Below are 18,422 nucleotides of genomic sequence, written 5' to 3' on the forward strand. Positions count from 1 at the left end.
CCCCGACCGGGGCGTTCAAACGGTCCTCAGTGACCGCCCTGCATTGCCTGGGGCATGTCCGGCGTGGCCGCCTGGGCCTTGCGGCCGGCAATGCGCAGTTTCCTGCCAATAAACTGAACCGCCTGCCTGCTGGCAGCACGGGTATACTGGCGCCTGACCTCAGCACTGTTGTGGAGGATACTGGACGGCAGCGGGTGAACGGTTGCGATATGCTTCTGAGTCATAGCGCCTTCCTCCTTGGTTGGATGGATGGTTGGGTGGATTGATTAGGGATCTATCTTTAATTTACAAACAATTTTAGGGGTTCTTATTTGCAACGTGAATACGTTAAAATCCGTACCCGCGTTGCAAATATGCAGTAACTATGGACTGGGATTATCTACGATATATTCATGCGCTCGCAATAGGCGGGACCCTCGCCAAGGCGGGTGAATTACTGGGTGTGCACCAAACCACGGTGTTGCGCCGGCTAGACCAGATGGAAGAGGCGCTGGGGGTTCAGTTTTTTGAGCGCTCCCGCGATGGTTTGCAGCTGACGCCGGTCGGCGAAACCGCGTTCCGGGAGGCCGAACGCCTGACCGTGGCGATGGAGAATCTGGAGCGCAAACTGGTGGGGCAGGACTCGGCGCCGGTGGGCAAGGTCCGCCTGGCCGCCGAAGATGCGATGATGAACCAGCTGCTGAGCCCGATCCTCGCTGAACTGGTGCGGGAGTTTCCCGACATTGAGCTGGAAGTGCTGACCGATAACGACGTGGCCAACCTCAGCCACCGGGAAGCCGACCTGACCCTGCGACCGGAAAACAAGCCCCAGGCCACGCTGGAAGGTGAGCGCATCGCTGCCATCGAATCGGCGGTGTACGCGTCGGCACAGTACTGCCGGCGCAACCGCGGCATGGACATCGACAATCACCCCGAGCAGTGCGTCTGGATCATTCCGGATGAAACCTTCAGTCACCTGGCGACCGGCCGCTGGTACCGCCGGCATCTGAAGCAGGTACCCTCGGCGATTCGCTGCAACAGTCTGCAATCCATGTATGCGCTGGCCAGCAGCGGTGCCGGACTGGCGGTGTTGCCGTGCTACCTGGGGGAGAGCACGAAAGAACTGCGGCGCCTGTCGGAGCCGCTGGAAGGTGAGAGTGTCGATCTCTGGTTACACGTCAATCAGGACACTCAGCAGATGGCCCGGGTCCGCATCGTGATGGAGTATCTGGTGGAGCGGTTGCAGAGCCTGCATTCACTGATCGAACCTGGCCCGACCTTTTCGGCGACCTAACCGCAGAACGGCCAGAACTGATACCAGCGCCAGCACTGGAATTCCTGCTCACAGGTTTGCAGTTGATTGTCGTAGCGGAAGGCGCGGTTCTGCACGCGCTGTGCCAGCGCCACCACCTGGGGTTTGGCGTTGTAGCTGCGGCGGGCGTAACCGGCGCGGCCTTCGTGGTACGCCAGGTACAGTTTGCGGGGGCTGTGAAACGGAATGCCCAGCTGTCGGTTGGTGAGATGGTTGTACCAGCCGACAAAGTCCAGCGCGTGGGCCATGTGGGTGCGCACCACAAACGGCCCGTCGCCATTGGCCTCCAGATACTCGCCCCACGCCGGGTCCAGTGCCTGGGCGTAGCCGTAGGCCGAGGTCGGACGCGTCCACGGAATCACCCCCCACAGGGTGGTGCGCGGTGGCCGCGCGTGGCTGCGAAACGAGGATTCGTAATACACGAAGGCCATCTGGGTGGCGATAGGCGTGCCCCATTTTCGCTGGGATTCTTTGGCGTAGTCGTACCAGACCGGCTGTTCCCGGAAGATCTCGCAGACATTTTCCTGCTGCAATGGGGGATCGGGCTCCAGCAGGCTGAACCTCAGCGTCGCCCAGGTGGCGATCACCAGCCCCAGCACCGGCAGCCCGTACCATTTCAGCCGTGCCTTCCAGACATTAAGACGTTTACTGAGCTTACTCATGGGCTGGAAAACCAGAACCCTCCGTTACCCTACCAATTTGTCATCCAATTGCGCCCCTGGTCGCTTGCAGGGTGGGCTTTCGCCATGGCATAAACCGCCCATCGACCTCTGCGGATGATAGGCCATGAAAGCATTTTCCCAAATTAAACCGGTTTTAGTATCTGTTGCCCTGCTGTGGGGAACCGCCCAGGCGGCGCCATCGGCCGATGCCGTGCTGGATGCGTCGCCCATTGATGACATTGTTGCCCAGTACCCCGCGATGATGAGCCAGGGCATCCGCGACGGACTGAAGCGCAGTGGCCGGGTGCCGCCGTTTGCCGCCGACACCATCGGCCATATGGTCAGTAGCAGCTTCAACGCTCGGGACATCCAGGCGCAGATTGTCGCGGACCTTGAGTCGAATCTCAGTGAAGCGCAGTTGCAGTCGGTCATGGATTGGTATGACACCCCGCTGGCACAGAAAATCGCCGAGGCGGAAATCGCCGCCTCGCGCCCCGAGGCCTGGGCGGAGATCCAGGCACAGGCGCCGGCGCTGAACAAGCGCTTCCGCGGCAGTGAGCGCGTGGAGATGTTTGATCGTTTCGATAACGCTTCGCGGGCCACCGAGAGCGCGGTGGACACCTCTATCGCCGTCCAGTCAGGCCTGGCGACCGCGTTATCGGCCCTCAAAGGCGCAGATGCCGCCTCTTTCGAGCAGATCCAGGCGCAGATTGAAAATCAGCGCGGTATGCTCGAGGGCATGGTGAACCAGCAGGTGTTCGACAGTTATCTGTTCACCTACCGTGACATCAGTGCCTCCGAGCTGGATCTGTACATCCGCTTCCTGGAGAGCGACGCCGGTGCGCGTTTCTCCGGCGTAGTGACGAACAGCATCCAGCGGGCCATCACCGCTCCGATCGAGTCCATCGGCAACCAGATGGTGCGGTTTCTCAACCCCGCGAGCTGAAGATCGGGCCGATAGTTGAACAACTGAAGTTTTGGGTCCACGCTCTTTAGAAGGATGCTTGCCGGGAGGAAGCCCAGTGGACTTCAACGCCTACCAGACCGCACTGACCACTGCCGCACGGGGTGCGGAGTGTCCGTTCCCCCCGGCAGAATTCGAGCAGAGGCTGGCCAGGGTGCGCGCCGGCATGGCCGGAGACGATATCAGCGCCCTGCTGTTAACGGACCCCTCCGATATTTTCTACCTGACCGGTTACAGCACCTTTGAGGTATCGGTGCACGTGGCGCTGGTGGTAACGCCCGCCGCTCTGCTGCTGCAGGTGCCATCCATCGAGGTGGGGCCGGCCATGGTCACTACCCGCGTCGAACGGGTTGCGGGCTATCGCTGGGAGGGGATCGGCGAAGTGCTGGAACCGCTGGTCGAGGCGCTGTCCGGCTACGAGGAACGGGTTGGCATCGATTTCTGGCACGGTTCCCTGCGCCATGGCGTAATCGAAGGTATCCGCACCCGGCTACCGGACATCCGCTTCGTCGACAGTGCCTTGCTGCTCAAGCGCGTTCGCATCGTGAAGTCCGCCGCGGAGCTGGCCTGCCTGCGCCGCAGTGCTCACGTCACCGGGCTTGCTCTGAAGACCGCAGCGGCAGCGGTGCGCCATGGGGTCAGTGACAATGAAATTGCAGCAGTCGGCGCCCAGGCCCTGTTGGCAGCGGGCAGCGAGTTCATGAGCATGCAACCGATCGTCACCGTCGGTGCACGCAGCAGCATCATCCACACCAATCACAAGCGCTTTGCCATCGAACCGGGCGATCCGGTTTTTCTGGAGTTCGGCGCGGCCTGGAAACGTTACACCGCTCCGATGATGCAGACCGTGGTCGCCGGTAAGCCGACCCGGGACATGCAACGGGTATTCGATGGCTGCCGCCGCGTGGTGGATGCGTTGCTTGGTGCGATCAGGCCGGACGCCAGTTTCGACGCCGCCGCACGAGGTGCGGAAGATGCCCTGTCGCCCCTGGCAGGCGAGGTGTTTTTCTCCGGCGTTTTCGGCTATACCGTCGGGGCTCAGTTCCCCCCGTCCTGGGTTGAGGGCTCCGGATTTATCGCCCGTGGTCAGTCTCTGTGCTTTCAGCCGGGGATGGTGTTTCACCTGCCCATCTGCCTGCGCATTCCCGGCCTCTGGGGTATCGGGTGCAGTGAAACCATTGTGGTGACAGACACCGGGGCAGACACCCTCACCAGCAACCCCTGGTCGCTGACCTAGTCCAGCTGCAGTTCGGTCAGGTAGACGGTGCGAGGTTGCGGCAGCCGGATCACGAAAATCCCCAGCCGGCGGATGTCGGACATGTCCATGGGCCGTGTGTGCGGCGCGTCTCTGACGGCGTCGAGGCTGAGGGTGAAACGGTTCAGACCGGGCTCCAGTTGCAGTTGCGTGTTGAAACGGTCGTTGTAGGTATTGGCATTGCGCTCGTGGGCAACGTCGTTGATGCGCAGCGTCATGGTGAAGCGGTCATCGTGGGGGTTGAACAACGATATCCGGAGCTGGTCATAATCGCGCCAGTCTGCCGGCAGGTTGTCCAGGGATGCGCCGGAATAGAGTTTGGTGTTCAGCGAAATTTCCAGACTCCTGCCGCCCGCCGGATTGCCACCCTGGCTGTGCAGGGGGGAGGGCGACACCGGCCCGCGCCAGAACAGGGTTGGCTCTTCGTGGGCAAAATTGTAGAGCTGCGGTAGCTGGCGATTGATCTCGAATTGCCTGGCCGCCACCACCCCGGCAGCACCCAGCTCGAACGTCACCAGTGCCAGCGATATCAGCGCCAGCAGGGGATTCATACCGGGCGCCGGCTGGCGGGCGGTGATCAGCGGGTGCCAGGCCAGCACCAGCCACAACCCTATCTGGTTGCGCAGTACGTCTCGCCAGTCTTCCTGTCGTGCCAGCCCGGATTGCAGCAATTCGATGGCAACACCGATCACCAGCACCACAAGCGTGGTGACCACCCACAGCCGCCGGCCGTGCAGCCAGCGCCAGGGCTGCACCGCGAAGGTGGCCAGGGCAAAGAAAATGAGGTGGCCCAGATCCCACAGCGCCCTGTCGAGGGGTGTGGATGACCAGTCCGGCCCGCCGACAAAAAACAGCGGGACGATGAGTACGACACTCGCGGCGGCCAATGCCTGCAGGAGCTGGCCGCCGCGAAGGTTGGGCAGGATGAAGCCGTTACCCATCAGCCTCGGCTGGTTACTTCCAGCAGGTGGTAGCCAAACTGGGTCTTGATCGGGCCGATGACGGTGTTCAGGTCACTGCTGAACACGGCCTTGTCGAATTCCGGCACCATCTGGCCCGGGCCGAAGGAGCCCAGATCACCGCCGTTGCGACCGGAAGGGCAGGAGGAGTGCTGCTTTGCCACTTCAGCGAAGTCCTGACCACCTTCGATGGCCTGCTTGAGCTCTTCGCATTTTGCTTCGCTGTCGACCAGGATGTGGCGTGCGGTTGCCTGTGTCATGGATTGTGTCCTGTTGGTTTCAATGAATGGGTACGTCCGGGTAAGAATGCTGCCCGCCCCGCCCGCCGGAGGCAAGTGGTTTTTATCCGTGTTTCTGCGGCCTCACGGTTGTCGCCGTAAATCTGTACAATGCCGCCTTTTCTCTGCCGGCGTGTCCGGCCCTTACCAGACAGGTCAGTTTCTTGATTTCCACCGCCAATATCACCATGCAGTTCGGGGCCAAGCCTCTGTTTGAAAACGTATCCGTAAAGTTCGGCCATGGCAACCGCTACGGTCTGATCGGCGCCAACGGCTGCGGCAAGTCCACGTTCATGAAAATCCTCGGTGGCGATCTGGAACCGTCGGCGGGGCAGGTCATGCTCGAGCCCAATGTCCGCCTGGGTAAACTGCGGCAGGACCAGTTCGCCTATGAGACCTGCTCAGTCATGGACACCGTGATCATGGGCCATGAAGAACTGTGGAACGTCAAGAAAGAGCGTGACCGCATCTATTCGCTGGCGGAGATGAGCGAGGAAGACGGCATGGCCGTGGCGGACCTGGAAGTGCAGTTCGCCGAGATGGACGGCTACACCGCCGAATCCCGCGCCGGTGAACTGTTGCTGGGACTGGATATTCCGCTGGAACAACATGATGGCCCTATGAGTGCCCTGGCGCCGGGCTGGAAGCTGCGAGTGCTGCTGGCTCAGGCGCTGTTTTCCGACCCGGACGTGCTGCTGCTGGACGAGCCCACCAACCACCTGGACATCAACACCATCCGCTGGCTGGAAAACATTCTGGTGGCCCGCAACAGCACCATGATTATCATCTCCCACGACCGCCATTTCCTGAACAGCGTGTGCACCCACATGGCGGATCTGGACTATGGCGAGTTGCGGCTGTTCCCGGGCAACTACGACGAATACATGACCGCCGCTACTCAGGCCCGCGAGCGCATGTTGTCGGACAACGCCAAGAAAAAGGCCCAGATTGCCGAACTGCAGCAATTCGTCAGCCGCTTCTCGGCCAACGCCTCCAAGGCCAAGCAGGCCACCTCCCGCGCCCGCCAGATAGACAAGATCCAGCTGGAGGAGGTCAAGCCCTCAAGCCGGGTCAGCCCGTTTATCCGTTTCGAGCAGGCCAAGAAACTGCACCGCCAGGCCGTGACCCTCGACAAGATGACCAAGGGGTTTGATGACAAGCCGCTGTTCAAAAACCTCAGTCTGCAGGTTGAAGCGGGGGAGCGAGTGGCGATCATTGGCCCTAACGGCATCGGTAAAACCACGCTGCTGCAGTGTATGGCCGGCGCCTATACGCCGGACAGCGGTGAGGTGAAGTGGACCGACAGTGCGGAAGTGGGCTACTTCGCCCAGGACCACACCGCGGACTTTGCTGACGACGCCACCCTGACCGACTGGATGGCGCAGTGGACCAAGGGTGGCGAGCAGCTGGTGCGGGGAACCCTGGGCCGTATGCTGTTCTCCGGCGACGACATCGGCAAATCGGTGCGGGTGATCTCCGGGGGAGAGCAGGGGCGGATGCTGTTCGGCAAGCTGATTCTGCAGAAGCCCAACGTGATGCTGATGGACGAGCCGACCAACCACCTGGATATGGAGTCCATCGAGGCGCTGAACCTGGCGCTGGAGAACTACCCGGGGACGCTGATTTTCGTCAGCCACGATCGGGAGTTTGTTTCTTCGTTGGCTACGCGGATTATTGAGCTCAAGGCCGACGGTATTACCGATTTTAGCGGGTCTTATGATGATTATCTTCGGAGTCAGGGGTACGTTTAAGGCCCCCGGGACTCTGATTTCGGTGGTTGTGGACGGGCGGGGCGGCCTGTCCAAAAACCGCTCCTTCGGCACATCCTTGTGGCGCTTCTGCTCCGCCATCCATGGCTGCGCAAATTTTTGGACAGGCCGCCCCGCCCGCCCACTCACGCCTCTCAGTGGGCCTCAAACTTAAAAGAGATTACGGCATGGATGAAATCGAGATTATAAGCGCGACTCGTAAGTGGGTCGAAGACGTGGTTGTCGGCTATAACCTGTGTCCATTCGCCAAACGGGAACTGGTCCGTAACCGGGTTCGGTTTGTGGTATCGGAGGCAGTGACGGAAGATGAGTTACTGCAGGCGCTGCATGCCGAGCTCCAACGGCTGGACGACGAACCCGAGATCGAAACCACGCTGTTGATCCATCCGGGTGTTTTACAGAACTTTGGACTCTACAATGAGTTTCTGGATGCGGCAGACGGTTTGCTCGCGTATCTGGATATGGAGGGTGTCTATCAGATAGCCAGCTTCCACCCGGACTATCAGTTTGCCGAGACGGAACCGGGCGCTGCGGAAAACTACACCAACCGCTCGCCGTTCCCGATGCTTCATCTGTTAAGAGAAGCCAGCCTGGAGGCAGCGATTGACAGCTATCCGGACGTAAACGAGATCCCCCAACGAAATATCGAGCTGATGGAAAAGCTGGGCGCAGAGAAAGTGCGTAACACGCTCGCAGCATGTTTCGTTCACAATGTCCCGGAGCGGACAGGGGAGTAGACCAAAGAGCCGGTGGGTAGGGCCGTCCAAAACTGTGCGGAGCCATGGGTGAAGAGCGGAAAGCTCTTCACGGGCAGGCCATGGACGGCCTGCCCAGGACCCTCAGTGCGACGCAGGAGCAATAAGCACTGAGGGGCGGAGCCCAAGCGCCCCATGGATGGGCTTGAGCGTGTTTTGAACGTGCCATCCCAACCGTGACTGCACTGAGTATCAGGCTGGGGACGGCAAACTCTATAAAAGAAATGTTCCCGCAAACTGGACCAAACCACGGAGCCTAGTTCATGGGCCTGCTTTTCGAACAAATAGACAGCCAACCCTCGGTTATCGGTGAGATCACCCTGCGCCGGCGTCGTATTCCGGCCATCGGTGACCGGGATATCTTTGAGGTGAAACTGGGCGAGGAATTCCTCATGTCCAGCATGTTTGTGGACGCCGAGGTAGCCCTGTCCGATATCGGCCTGGGTGAAACCGAAGGCGACAACCTCCGCGTGGTGGTGGGTGGTCTCGGGCTGGGCTACACCGCCGTAGCGGCGCTCAAGCATGAGCGGGTGGCCGAGCTGCTGGTGGTTGAATACCTGGAACCGGTCATCGGCTGGCACCAGCGGGAACTGGTGCCTCTGGGGAAGGATCTGAACGCCGACCCGCGGAACCGTTACGTTCATGGCAGCTTCTTCGACCTTGCGATTGCCGACCTCAATGATGGTGGTTTTGACTCCCAGGACCCCGGCAAACCCTTCGATGCCATTCTCCTTGATATCGACCACTCGCCGCGGGCACTGCTGCACGACTCCAGCGCCAGTTTCTACACCGCCAACAATCTGCGCCTGATGGCCCGGCAGCTCGCCCCCCGCGGCGTATTTGCCATGTGGTCAAATGAGGGGGAGGATGAGGAGTTCATGGCGGTGCTGCGCCAGGTGTTCACCGATGTGGCCTGCCATGTCGTATCCTTCTTCAATCCGTTTCAGAACAGGGAATCGTTCAACACCGTGTACGTGGCCCGCAAGCCGGGCTGAGAGCCGGAGTAAGCATGCCCGTGACTACCCATCGTAGCCGCCCGTTCAGCACCAGCCAGCGTCTGCCCGAGCCGGATCAGCCGCCAGTGTTGCATCAACCGGACGAGGCGGGGGCCTTGCTGGCGGAGTTTATTCAGCGCCATCCGAACTTGCTTATTCTCACCGGAGCCGGTGTCAGTACCGATTCCGGCATACCGGATTACCGTGACGGTGACGGTGCCTGGAAGCGCAAGCAGCCCGTCCAGCATCAGGCTTTCATGGAAGACGTTCACACCCGGCAGCGTTACTGGGGGCGTAGCCTGATTGGCTGGCCGGTAATGCGCAACGCTGCGCCGAATCCGTCCCACCATTACATTTGTGAGCTGGAACTGCTCAACCACAGCAATCTGGTAGTGACCCAGAACGTGGATCGGCTGCATCAGAAAGCCGGCACCCACGCGGTGACCGATCTTCACGGCCGCGCCGATGAGGTGGTGTGCATGAGTTGCGGCTACCGCTGTCCACGGGACGAAGTGCACGACCGCTGTGCGGATCTGAACCCGGGGTTCGGGCATTACACGGCGTCGGTGGCGCCGGACGGCGATGCGGATCTGGAGGTGGATTTTGCGGATTTCCGGCTCGCCGATTGCCCGAAGTGTGCGGGCATTCTGAAACCGGATGTGGTGTTCTTCGGCGACTTCGTGCCCAAAGATCGCGTTTATTCCGCTCTGGATACGCTGAAAGCGAGCGACGGCCTGCTGGTTATCGGCTCTTCGCTGATGGTGTATTCGGGGTTCCGTTTCTGCCGCTACGCCAGCGAGTGGCAAAAGCCCATCGCGACACTGAATCTCGGGCGCACCCGCGCTGACGAGCTGGTTTCACTGAAACTGAACGCCCGCATCGGCGAGACCCTCAAGGCCTCGCTCGAGCGGTTATAAACCGGAACGGCTCAGGCAAACCCCAGCTGCTTGCGCCACTTGCGTAGCAGGAACTCGGTGTCGTGCTGCCAGGGGTGGAAGTCCGGCTTGAAGTAGTCCAGGTACTCGGGAATGATCGCGGTGAACATGCCTTTCGGCCCCCACACCCGGTTCAGGCCTTTGGCCCATGAGCGCAGGTTCAGCAGTTGCTTGTCTTCCCGCATCAGCTCCACGATAAACGCATGGATGGCCACCATGATCAGGGCGGTAATGAGCGCCATGGTGCCCATGCGAATGGTGTAATCGACCACGCTCTTGTCGTAGAGCGTTTCGTATGTGTCGAAGGCGACCGCCTTGTGTTCGTTCTCTTCAATGCAATGCCAGGCCCACAGGGTGCGCATGGAAGGATCAATGGCGTTGACCAGATCCTCCCGCTTGAGCAACTGGGCGGACAAAATGCCGGTGAAATGCTCCAGGGCCACCGTGCCAGCCAGGTGAACGCGTTTGTTGTTCAGCAGCGGCAGGTTTTTCACCGACAGGAAGCCCCGGGTCCAGCCTTCCAGCTTCTTGATGTCGAACCCCTGCTTGATGGCGCCTTCGTTGAAATGACCGTGCTCTTTGGCGTGCATGGCCTCCTGGCCGATGAAAGCGCCGATATCTTTCTGCAACTGCGGATCGTTGATCTGTTCGCGCACCGCGCGGACGCTGTCCACGAAAAAGCGCTCGCCATCGGGAAACAGTGCAGACAGGGCGTTGAACAGATGCGTCATGAACGGGTCACTGTCGACCCAGTGCCGGGGCACTTCGTCAAAACCGAAGTCCTGGCGGCGTACGGGAAATGATGCGGTTACTGCTGACATGGTGTGGCCTCGCTGATTCATTGTTCTACAAGGCTTACCATACGGGGTGGCCCCGTGTTGCGTCCGGTTAGAAAGGGACAGAATCTGGTCACTGTTGTAAAACCGCGTGAAACAGCGCTAAACGGAGAGCGGGGGAGGCGGCCATGACCGCCTCCCCCGGGGATTACAGCAGGTTGTAGATAAACACCACGGCGACGGCTATGGGAGTGATGAAACGCACGGTCACAAACCACAGCTTGAACATGGCCGGCGACAGCGCCAGTTCGTTCTCCATGGCCTGGCGCGACATCACCCAACCCGCAAACACGGCAACCAGCAGGCCGCCCAGCGGCAGCAGGATGTTGGCGGTGAAGAAGTCGAGCAGGTCGAAGATGGTTTTGCCTTCGAGCATCGGAACGAAACTCAGCGGCGCGAAATCCGCCCACAGGTTCAGTGACAGAATCGATGCAATGCCCAGGGCCCAGCAAACCACACCAGCGGCCACGGTGCTCACGGTGCGGTTCATGCCTTTTTGCTCTTCCAGCCACTCCACAATGGGTTCCAGCAGGGAGATGCCGGACGTCCAGGCGGCGAAGATCAGCAGCACAAAGAACAGGGTGCCAAACAGGGTGCCCATGGGCATCTGGCCGAAGGCCAGGGGCAGGGTCTGGAAAATCAGGCCGGGGCCTGCACCGGGCTCAAGGCCGTTGGCAAACACAATCGGGAAGATGGCCAGCCCGGCGAGCAGCGCAACGCCGGTGTCGATGACAGAAACCGTGATCGAGGTTTTGGCGATGGAAATGTTCTTTGGCAGATAGGAACCGTAGGCCATCATCACCGCCATGCCGAGGCTCAGGGTGAAAAAGGCGTGGCCGAGGGCGACCAGGATGCCGGAGGTGGTGAGTTTGGAGAAGTCCGGCTGGAACAGGAAGGCGACCGCCTGACCGAAGTGGCCAGTGGTCATGGCATAGCCCACCACGATCAGCAGCAAGACGAACAGCGCCGGCATCAGGATGCTCACCGCCCGCTCCAGGCCCGAGCGTACGCCGCGTGCAACGACCACCATCACCATGACCATGAACAGGGTATGCCAGGCCAGCAGGGTGCCGGGGTTACTGAGCAGCCCCGAGAAAATGGCGCCCACCGCATCGGCGGACTGGCCCGCAAGTTGGCCGCTGGCGGTCGTGCCAACGTAGGAGATCGCCCAGCCGCCGATCACCGAATAGAACGAGAGAATCAGGAATCCCGCCAGTACACCCACAGCGCCCACCAGTTTCCACGCCGGTTTCAAACGGTCCCGCTCGGCAATCAGGCGCAGGCTGTTGACCGGGCTGCGGCCGCCGCGACGGCCAATCATCACCTCCGCCATCATGATGGGGATGCCAACAATGGCGATGCAGAGCAGATACACCAGTACAAAGGCGCCACCGCCGTTTTCGCCGGTTACGTAGGGGAATTTCCAGATGTTCCCCAGACCCACGGCGGAGCCGGTGGCGGCAAGGACAAAGGCAAGGCGCGAGGACCAGAGGCCGCGTTTGGCGTTAGACCCTTCTAGCGCCTCCGAGTAGGTGGCAGAACCTGATGACGTGACAGACATGATGATCTCCTGCGGTATTTGTTGTTGTCAGGTAGTAAAAAAGGGGGAGCGGCAGAAGCCCGCAGCTCCCCCGGGGGATGCGCCGGTGTCAGGTTACCCGGCGCAAGCCAGCCGCTCAGGCGCCAGCCCGGCACCCGCGGTGTGCTTGCGGAACCGCTCCTCCGCCAGTTCATTGGCGATGGCCCCGGTGGGGCGATCCGAACGGTCGGAACGGTTGAATATTTCGGTCAGGGTGTCGCCGATGGTGTCCACATGGGCGCGCACGGTCTCCGGGGCGGCGCCGGTGCGCTCGTAGAATACATCGATGATGCCCCCGGCATTGATGGCGAAGTCCGGGGCATAAAGAATGCCCCGATCCCGCAGCATGCCGTCATGCTGTGGCTGGGCCAGCTGGTTATTGGCGGCGCCGGCCACAATGTTGGCTTTGAGCTGGGGAATGCTGTCGTCGTTCAGCACTGCACCCATGGCGCAGGGCGCTACCACATCCACCGGCAGGAACAGGATATCGTCGGCTGTTGCCACGCGGGCGCCCAACTGGTCCACCGCCCGCTGGATGTTGTCCTCGTGAATGTCGTATACCCACAGCTCGGCGCCGGCTTCCTTCAGGTGTCTGGCGAGCCGGAACCCGACGTTGCCAATGCCCTGAATGGCGACTTTCAGGCCGGTGAGATCGTTTCGCCCCAGCTTGTGTTTTACCGCCGCCTTCAGGCCGATGAAGGTGCCGTATGCGGTGGCCGGAGACGGGTCGCCGTTGCTGGGATTGCCGTCAAAGCCGGTGCGGGCGGCGATGCCGGCCACATGACTGGTTCGGCGGCCCATGATCTTGAGGTCGGGTACGCTGGTGCCGGAGTCCTCGGCGGCGATGTACTGGCCTCCCAGGCTCTCCAGGTGGCGCCCCATGGCTTCCATCAACGCTTCGGTCTTGTGCTTGCGCGGATCGCCGATGATCACTGATTTGCCGCCGCCGAGATCCAGGTTGGCGAGGGCGGATTTGTAGGTCATGCCGCGGGACAGTCTCAGTACGTCACGCAGGGCTTCCTCGTCCGTGGCGTAGGGAAACATCCGGCAACCGCCCAGGGCCGGGCCGCGGGAGGTGTTGTGAATGGCAGTGATGGCTTTCAGGCCGGTTTCGGCGTCACAGAAAAACGACAGGTGTTCGTGGTTGTCGAACTCGGGATGGCTGAATACGTTCATGGCGTTTTGCCTCTCTTCCGGGGCCACCGCTACCCTTGTGGGGCCTGCAGCAGCAAATCGATTGAGCGGGCAGTCGGGATGGATGATCGCCGCCAGCCCTTGTAAAAAGTTTAGACCGTGGCAGTGGCGATTGGTTGACGTTCCCGGGCAATCAGGTAGGCGGGGCGGAGTCCGCCTGTGGAAGGTGCGCTTCGGGGCATGATGAAATCCTCTCCCACCTGGCCGGATCTCGGCTTGAGCGGGTATCTTGTTGTTGTCCGGCTTGTGGCCGGTGTTCTGATTTCAGGCGTCCATTTTTCCGGCTCGGGAATGCCCTTTTGGGGCTGGACGGAAAACAAACTAGCTTCATTTTACGTTAACGTCAACGATGAATTCGGAATCTTTAGACCGGAGTGCGATATCCCGAATCGGCTTATCGTAAAACGGTTTGAGCAAGCGGCCGGCCACCGGTCTGGCTGTTTTATAATCAATTGTCACAGTCTGGCTCAGAGTCTCTGAGTGGAGGAAGGTTATGAAACGGCTCTTCTATCTGGTGGACACCATCGACAGTGTTGAAAGCATCTCTGAAGATTTGCACGAGCGCGGCATCACCGATTGGCGGTTTCACATTTTCAGCAAGGATGAGGCGGGTCTCTATACCCACCGGCTGCACTCGGCCAGTGTGCTCGACAAAACCGACCTGCCACGGTTTGTTGAACGGGGCATGATCATTGGCGGCCTGTTCGCCCTGTTTTTCGTGCTGCCCATGGCCGTGTGGGGCGGGTTCGGCTGGCCGCTGTCGGCCTATGTGGCAATGGGCGCTTTTGCCATTATTGCCGGTGGCTGGCTCGGCGGTTTTGGCGGCATTGGCACCGAGAACTACCGCATTCGCAAATACCACGGCGATATCGAAGCCGGGCGGCACCTGGTGATGGTGGACGTGCCCAAGGCGGACGTGGCACAAATGAAGGAGTTGATGAAACTGAACCATCCGGAAGCGGAACTTCAGGGTGAGAGCAGCAGCTTCAACAACCCGTTTGCCGCGGCGGATGGTCGGGTGCATATCGTGCACTGAGAGCACATGGACTGAGCGCTCATGGATAGTGACTGGCTAGTGCATTAGTCGAAGGGCGTGCCGTTATGCGGTAACTACCTATACGCGGCCCGGGGAATCTGACTTAACTTCGGTTAATGTCTGTCGCTTCCTATTCTTATCAGCTACAGCCGGCCAGGGTGCGCCTTGAGTTTGTCCGGCTGCTTCCCATCTCGTTGTTTGTGGTGGCGTTTGGTGCTGCCTTCGGCCTGGCCGCCACCCAGAAAGGACTTGAGCCCCTGCAGGCACTGCTGATGAGCGCCGCGGTGTTTGCCGGCGCCTCGCAGTTCGCCGCTGTCGACATGTGGGGAGCCGAAGTCTCGGTGCTGCCGATGATCGCTGTGGTGTTCGCCATCAATTCCCGTCATCTGCTGATGGGCGCGTCACTTTACCCCATGCTCAAAGACCTGCCGCCGCGCCAGCGTTATGGGGTGCTGCTGTTGCTCACCGACGCCAACTGGGCGGTCTCTGCCCAGGAATACCAGAGTGGACGACGCAACCTGGAGGTGATCCTTGGCGGTGGGCTGGCGCTGTGGCTGGCGTGGATTCTGGGCACGTTGATGGGGGTATACTTCGGCGGTCTGCTGCAAGACCCGCAAAGCCTGGGGCTGGATATGGTACTGGGATGCTTTCTGCTTGCCATGGCTCTGGGCGGCAGCAAGTCGCCGCGGGTACTGACCGCGTGGTCTGTGGCCGCTGCCGCCTCGCTGGCGGCCTACTGGTACTTGCCGCCACACACGCACGTGGTGGTGGGCGCGCTGGCCGGCGGAGTGGTCGGGCTGTTCTGGCTGGAGAGGAAGCCGGCATGACCATCGAAACCACAACCTCCGGCATCCTGCTGCTCATCGCCATCATGACGGTGGTGACGCTGGCCACCCGCTATGGCGGCGTGCTTGCCATGTCGTTCGTGCGGATCAGCCCGCGCGTTGAGAGCTTTATCAACACCATGGCCAGCTCCGTGCTGATTGCCATTGTGGTTCCCATGGCGTTCGAGGGTGACGCCGGAGCCCGTGCGGCGCTGGGCACCACCGCCCTGGCCATGCTGGTGTTGCGTAAACCGTTGCCGTCCATTGCTGCGGGTATTGCTGCGGCGGCAGCCGTGCGCTACCTCGCCTGATCCGTTGCGGAACCGACACTGGCCGGGTCGGTGCCCGGTTTCCGCTCCAGGTCCGGCATCGGGTTGGTATTGCGCAAGGCCAGCTCACCGATGCCGGGCAATTTGATGCCCAGGCCCAACGGGTTCACGCCCAGCGACAGTCCCAGCACATTGACCTCCAGCCCCTCGCGAACGCCGGCCAGCACGCCGAAATAGCCCCCCAGGGAGATCTGATAACCGGAACCTCCGGGAACCGGAGCGGCTACCTTGTCCCCCAGATAATCCTTACCGATGGCGTGGTTTGGCAGTGCCACATTCAGGCCCTCGGTTTCACGAATGACCCAGGCCACAAAGGTATTGCTGTTGGGCCCTGGCCAGGCTTCGTATTCGGTGGGGTAGGGGTAGCTTTCCACGGCCTGGTAGATCTCAGGGATCAGGCGTTCCGCGTCTGGTCCACGAATGTCGGCATACAGCACGGGCTCGGCGCCGTACCAGCGGCGATCAGGATCACCAGGGCGTGAGTTGACCACGTAGCGTCGCCAGCCGGTGACTTCGTGAACACGGTAGTGGTCCGCCCCTTGCTCCTTGGTGCTGATCCAGGTGTGGACAGCAAAGTAGCCGCGCCAGCTCCATGCCCGCGCGCCGTAGACCTGAATAATGGCTTCCTGGGCGTCACCGGGCAGGGGCGCGATGCCTGCGCTGTCACGGGAAGCGGTCTGCCAGCTTTCAGCGCTTTGCAGGGAACTGCTGGTGGCGAGCAGCAGCGGGCCGGTCAGCAGCAGAAACAGGCCACTGAAAAACCAGGCCGTGACTTTGAAGAAACGTCTCATTCAGTGGGTCCTGAGGGTGCGGCGGCGAATAACGGCGACCACCTGATTCATTAGTTCCCGGGCTTCGCCGTCGTAGTGCAAACGGAACTTTTCGCGCTGGATATTGCGGTCGTGGGTGGTGTCGGAACTGGTGGCGGTGTCTTTCAGCAAATCCATGTACTGGCAGGCGGCGAGATGTGCCTTGATCTCGGTGTCGATCATCTTGGTGACCAGCGAATCCACCTCTTCATGGCAGAACGGCCGATGGCGGTTCAGCGCGTTGCGGGCTTCCAGTGCCGCATTACGCGCCTCCAGCCGGAGTTCCCCGGCGGACTCGCCAGCCTCTACCGAGCGCAGGAATATGCCGAGCCGGTCGTGCAGAACCCACAGCTGGGGCCAGATGGCCTCGTAGGCCGCTTTCTCGGAAGCGAACTGATCGGCGTCGGCCGACGCGGCCCCCGGGGCAAGCACGGGCGGAGTGGCGCCGTTGAACTGGTTGATGCGAAGCTCGTCCATATCCCGCCAGAGGGTTTCGGTGCGGTGTTTGAGCTGATCATCCCGGTCCGCCTGGGTACGCCTGGCGTTGACCGAGTAAATAAGCGTCGCCAGGGCCACAATAATGGCGATGACGGATAATACGACGGCGCCGCCGTCATTCCCGATGAGACTGAGTAGCTGATCCGTATCCATGGTGTATCGCTCTGGTCCGTTGCCTGAATCTGGAGTGGCGAAAGTATCAGGTAATCCCCGATCAGGTTATTACAAGACAGTATAGATATTAACCGGTTTTCGTCTGCCGGAAGGGCAGTGCGTCTTTTGCGTCTTCGAAATAGTCCCGCACATGGCTGGCCTCCTCCCGGGTAAATCGTTCAATCGCCGCGCGGAATCCCGGATGACGAACACCATGCCAGGAATGGGTGAGCACTGGCTCAAAGCCGCGTATCAGCTTGTGTTCGCCCTGGGCTCCGGCGTCGAAGGTGGCCAGGCCCAGATCGATGGCCAGTTCTATGCCCTGGTAGTAACAGGTTTCAAAGTGCAGGAAATCGTACTCCTCCAGACAGCCCCAATAGCGACCGTAAAGCGTGTCATCACTGGCCAGGAAGAGCGCCCCGGCAATCATGGTGTCGCCCCTGATCGCCATCACCAGGTGCAGTTGTTCCGGCATGTCCCTGCAAAGCTGGCGGAAAAAACGTTCGTTGAGGTACGGGCGCTGCCCTCGCTTCAGATAGGTGGCCTGGTAGAACACGTAGAACGCGGACAACACCGAATCGGGCATACCTGTGCCGTTGAATCGCAGGAAGGCCACGCCGGATTCGGCGACCTGCCGCCGCTCCTTGCGAATGGATTTGCGTTTGCGGGAGGTGAGCTCCGCGAGGAAGTCATCGAACGCCCGGTACCCCCGGTTGTGCCAGTGGAACTGGCAACCGAGCCGGTGCAGTGCACGAGTGTGATCGAGCAGTTGCTGGTCGTCACCATTGGGGAACAGCAAATGCCAGGTGTGGGCGCCAAGGGTTTCACAGGCAGTGTCCAGCAGGTTCTCGAGCATTGCTGGCGTCAGCGCGTGGCGCAGGGTGTCGCTCAACAGCAGTCGCGGCCCCTGGCAGGGAGTGAACGGCACGGCGATCAACAGCTTGGGATAATAGTCTTCGCCGTAGCGCTGATAGGCGTCCGCCCAGCTCCAGTCGAACACGTATTCGCCCATGGAATGGCTTTTCAGCCACGCGGGCGCGACCCCCGCCAGCTTGCCGTTCAGCCAGAACGTCAGGTGCGCAGGAGTCCATCCGGTCTCGGCGCTGGTACAGCCGCTGGCTTCCAGTGCACGCAGAAACCGGTGCTTCAGAAACGGGTAAGAGCCGGGGCAGAATGCGTCCCAGTCCGCCTCCGCGACCTCATTGATTGATGCACAGAAGCGGACGGAGGGAATCGGGGAGCCGGGTTCGGCCATGGTCGGTCAGTCTCCTGGAGGTTTCCCGATACCATACGCCAGAACC

At 60.9% G+C, this 18,422-nt stretch carries 20 protein-coding genes; 10 read left to right on the forward strand and 10 right to left on the reverse strand.

Annotation, left to right across the window (positions count from 1 at the left end; all coding sequences use genetic code 11):
• Window positions 1-26: 26 nt before the first annotated feature.
• Complete coding sequence (locus DYI22_RS10600) at window positions 27-224, reverse strand: hypothetical protein (protein WP_213478005.1); 198 nt, start codon at window positions 222-224, stop codon at window positions 27-29.
• Window positions 225-364: 140 nt separating this feature from the next.
• Between DYI22_RS10600 and DYI22_RS10605 the strand changes: the two genes are divergently transcribed.
• On the forward strand, window positions 365-1,273 hold the full coding sequence (locus DYI22_RS10605; protein WP_213478006.1) for a LysR family transcriptional regulator: 909 nt from the start codon (window positions 365-367) through the stop codon (window positions 1,271-1,273).
• On the opposite strand, the gene DYI22_RS10610 is transcribed toward DYI22_RS10605, so the two are convergent.
• The gene (locus tag DYI22_RS10610; RefSeq protein ID WP_213478007.1) at window positions 1,270-1,953 is read right to left on the reverse strand and encodes a lysozyme-like domain containing protein; all 684 of its coding nucleotides are present in this window, start codon (window positions 1,951-1,953) and stop codon (window positions 1,270-1,272) included. The genes DYI22_RS10605 and DYI22_RS10610 overlap by 4 nt on opposite strands.
• Before the next feature lie 124 nt (window positions 1,954-2,077).
• Here DYI22_RS10610 and DYI22_RS10615 point away from each other — a divergent pair, with 124 nt between their 5' ends.
• A complete protein-coding gene (locus DYI22_RS10615) occupies window positions 2,078-2,899 on the forward strand; it encodes a DUF2059 domain-containing protein (protein WP_213478008.1) in 822 nt (273 codons plus the stop codon).
• A gap of 76 nt (window positions 2,900-2,975) precedes the next feature.
• Window positions 2,976-4,154: a M24 family metallopeptidase gene (locus DYI22_RS10620; protein ID WP_213478009.1), complete on the forward strand. Its 1,179-nt coding sequence runs from the start codon at window positions 2,976-2,978 to the stop codon at window positions 4,152-4,154.
• On the opposite strand, the gene DYI22_RS10625 is transcribed toward DYI22_RS10620, so the two are convergent.
• Both DYI22_RS10625 and DYI22_RS10630 read right to left on the reverse strand, forming a co-directional pair.
• The gene (locus DYI22_RS10625) at window positions 4,151-5,113 is read right to left on the reverse strand and encodes a succinyl-CoA synthetase subunit beta (protein WP_213478010.1); all 963 of its coding nucleotides are present in this window, start codon (window positions 5,111-5,113) and stop codon (window positions 4,151-4,153) included. The genes DYI22_RS10620 and DYI22_RS10625 overlap by 4 nt on opposite strands.
• A complete protein-coding gene (locus DYI22_RS10630; RefSeq protein WP_213478011.1) occupies window positions 5,113-5,391 on the reverse strand; it encodes a peptidylprolyl isomerase in 279 nt (92 codons plus the stop codon). The genes DYI22_RS10625 and DYI22_RS10630 overlap by 1 nt, the downstream gene beginning before the upstream one ends.
• Window positions 5,392-5,573: 182 nt before the next feature.
• Here DYI22_RS10630 and DYI22_RS10635 point away from each other — a divergent pair, with 182 nt between their 5' ends.
• The 4 genes from DYI22_RS10635 (at window position 5,574) to DYI22_RS10650 (ending at window position 9,845) form a co-directional block, all read left to right on the forward strand.
• On the forward strand, window positions 5,574-7,160 hold the full coding sequence (locus tag DYI22_RS10635) for an ABC-F family ATPase (RefSeq protein ID WP_213478012.1): 1,587 nt from the start codon (window positions 5,574-5,576) through the stop codon (window positions 7,158-7,160).
• 185 nt (window positions 7,161-7,345) lie between these two features.
• Entirely contained in the window at window positions 7,346-7,915 is a 570-nt protein-coding gene (locus DYI22_RS10640; RefSeq protein ID WP_213478013.1) for a DUF1415 domain-containing protein, read from the forward strand.
• A gap of 281 nt (window positions 7,916-8,196) precedes the next feature.
• Complete coding sequence (locus tag DYI22_RS10645) at window positions 8,197-8,928, forward strand: spermidine synthase (protein ID WP_213478014.1); 732 nt, start codon at window positions 8,197-8,199, stop codon at window positions 8,926-8,928.
• A gap of 14 nt (window positions 8,929-8,942) precedes the next feature.
• A complete protein-coding gene (locus DYI22_RS10650) occupies window positions 8,943-9,845 on the forward strand; it encodes an NAD-dependent protein deacetylase (protein WP_213478015.1) in 903 nt (300 codons plus the stop codon).
• An 11-nt stretch (window positions 9,846-9,856) separates the two neighbouring features.
• Here the strand turns inward: DYI22_RS10650 and DYI22_RS10655 are convergent, their stop codons facing one another.
• From DYI22_RS10655 to DYI22_RS10665, 3 genes are all read right to left on the reverse strand, one after another.
• Window positions 9,857-10,684, reverse strand: coding sequence for a metal-dependent hydrolase (locus tag DYI22_RS10655; RefSeq protein ID WP_213478016.1), 828 nt, complete (start codon window positions 10,682-10,684; stop codon window positions 9,857-9,859).
• Between the two features lie 163 nt (window positions 10,685-10,847).
• Window positions 10,848-12,260 carry a sodium-dependent transporter gene (locus DYI22_RS10660; RefSeq protein WP_213478017.1) on the reverse strand — a complete coding sequence of 471 codons (1,413 nt, stop codon included), beginning with the start codon at window positions 12,258-12,260 and terminating at the stop codon, window positions 10,848-10,850.
• A gap of 93 nt (window positions 12,261-12,353) precedes the next feature.
• Window positions 12,354-13,454 (reverse strand): Leu/Phe/Val dehydrogenase, encoded by a 1,101-nt coding sequence (locus tag DYI22_RS10665; protein WP_213478018.1) that lies wholly within the window; start codon window positions 13,452-13,454, stop codon window positions 12,354-12,356.
• A 511-nt stretch (window positions 13,455-13,965) separates the two neighbouring features.
• On the opposite strand from DYI22_RS10665, the gene DYI22_RS10670 reads away from it, so the two are divergent.
• The 3 genes from DYI22_RS10670 to DYI22_RS10680 all read left to right on the forward strand — a co-directional run bounded on the left by DYI22_RS10670 (window position 13,966) and on the right by DYI22_RS10680 (window position 15,643).
• A complete protein-coding gene (locus tag DYI22_RS10670) occupies window positions 13,966-14,508 on the forward strand; it encodes a hypothetical protein (RefSeq protein ID WP_213478019.1) in 543 nt (180 codons plus the stop codon).
• 116 nt (window positions 14,509-14,624) lie between these two features.
• Window positions 14,625-15,335, forward strand: a complete 711-nt coding sequence (locus DYI22_RS10675; protein WP_213478020.1) for an AzlC family ABC transporter permease — start codon at window positions 14,625-14,627, stop codon at window positions 15,333-15,335.
• Window positions 15,332-15,643, forward strand: a complete 312-nt coding sequence (locus DYI22_RS10680; protein ID WP_213478021.1) for an AzlD family protein — start codon at window positions 15,332-15,334, stop codon at window positions 15,641-15,643. Before DYI22_RS10675 ends, DYI22_RS10680 begins: the two co-directional genes overlap by 4 nt.
• Here DYI22_RS10680 and DYI22_RS10685 read toward each other — a convergent pair.
• The 3 genes from DYI22_RS10685 to DYI22_RS10695 form a co-directional block, all read right to left on the reverse strand.
• Window positions 15,631-16,452, reverse strand: a complete 822-nt coding sequence (locus DYI22_RS10685) for a DUF3750 domain-containing protein (protein ID WP_213478022.1) — start codon at window positions 16,450-16,452, stop codon at window positions 15,631-15,633. The two genes, DYI22_RS10680 and DYI22_RS10685, sit on opposite strands and share 13 nt — an antisense overlap.
• Window positions 16,453-17,121: a hypothetical protein gene (locus tag DYI22_RS10690; protein WP_213478023.1), complete on the reverse strand. Its 669-nt coding sequence runs from the start codon at window positions 17,119-17,121 to the stop codon at window positions 16,453-16,455.
• An 88-nt stretch (window positions 17,122-17,209) separates the two neighbouring features.
• Window positions 17,210-18,376: a GNAT family N-acetyltransferase gene (locus tag DYI22_RS10695; protein ID WP_213478024.1), complete on the reverse strand. Its 1,167-nt coding sequence runs from the start codon at window positions 18,374-18,376 to the stop codon at window positions 17,210-17,212.
• Between the last annotated feature and the right edge of the window lie 46 nt (window positions 18,377-18,422).

This window comes from Marinobacter lipolyticus, assembly GCF_018424605.1.
Taxonomy (GTDB): domain Bacteria; phylum Pseudomonadota; class Gammaproteobacteria; order Pseudomonadales; family Oleiphilaceae; genus Marinobacter; species Marinobacter lipolyticus_B.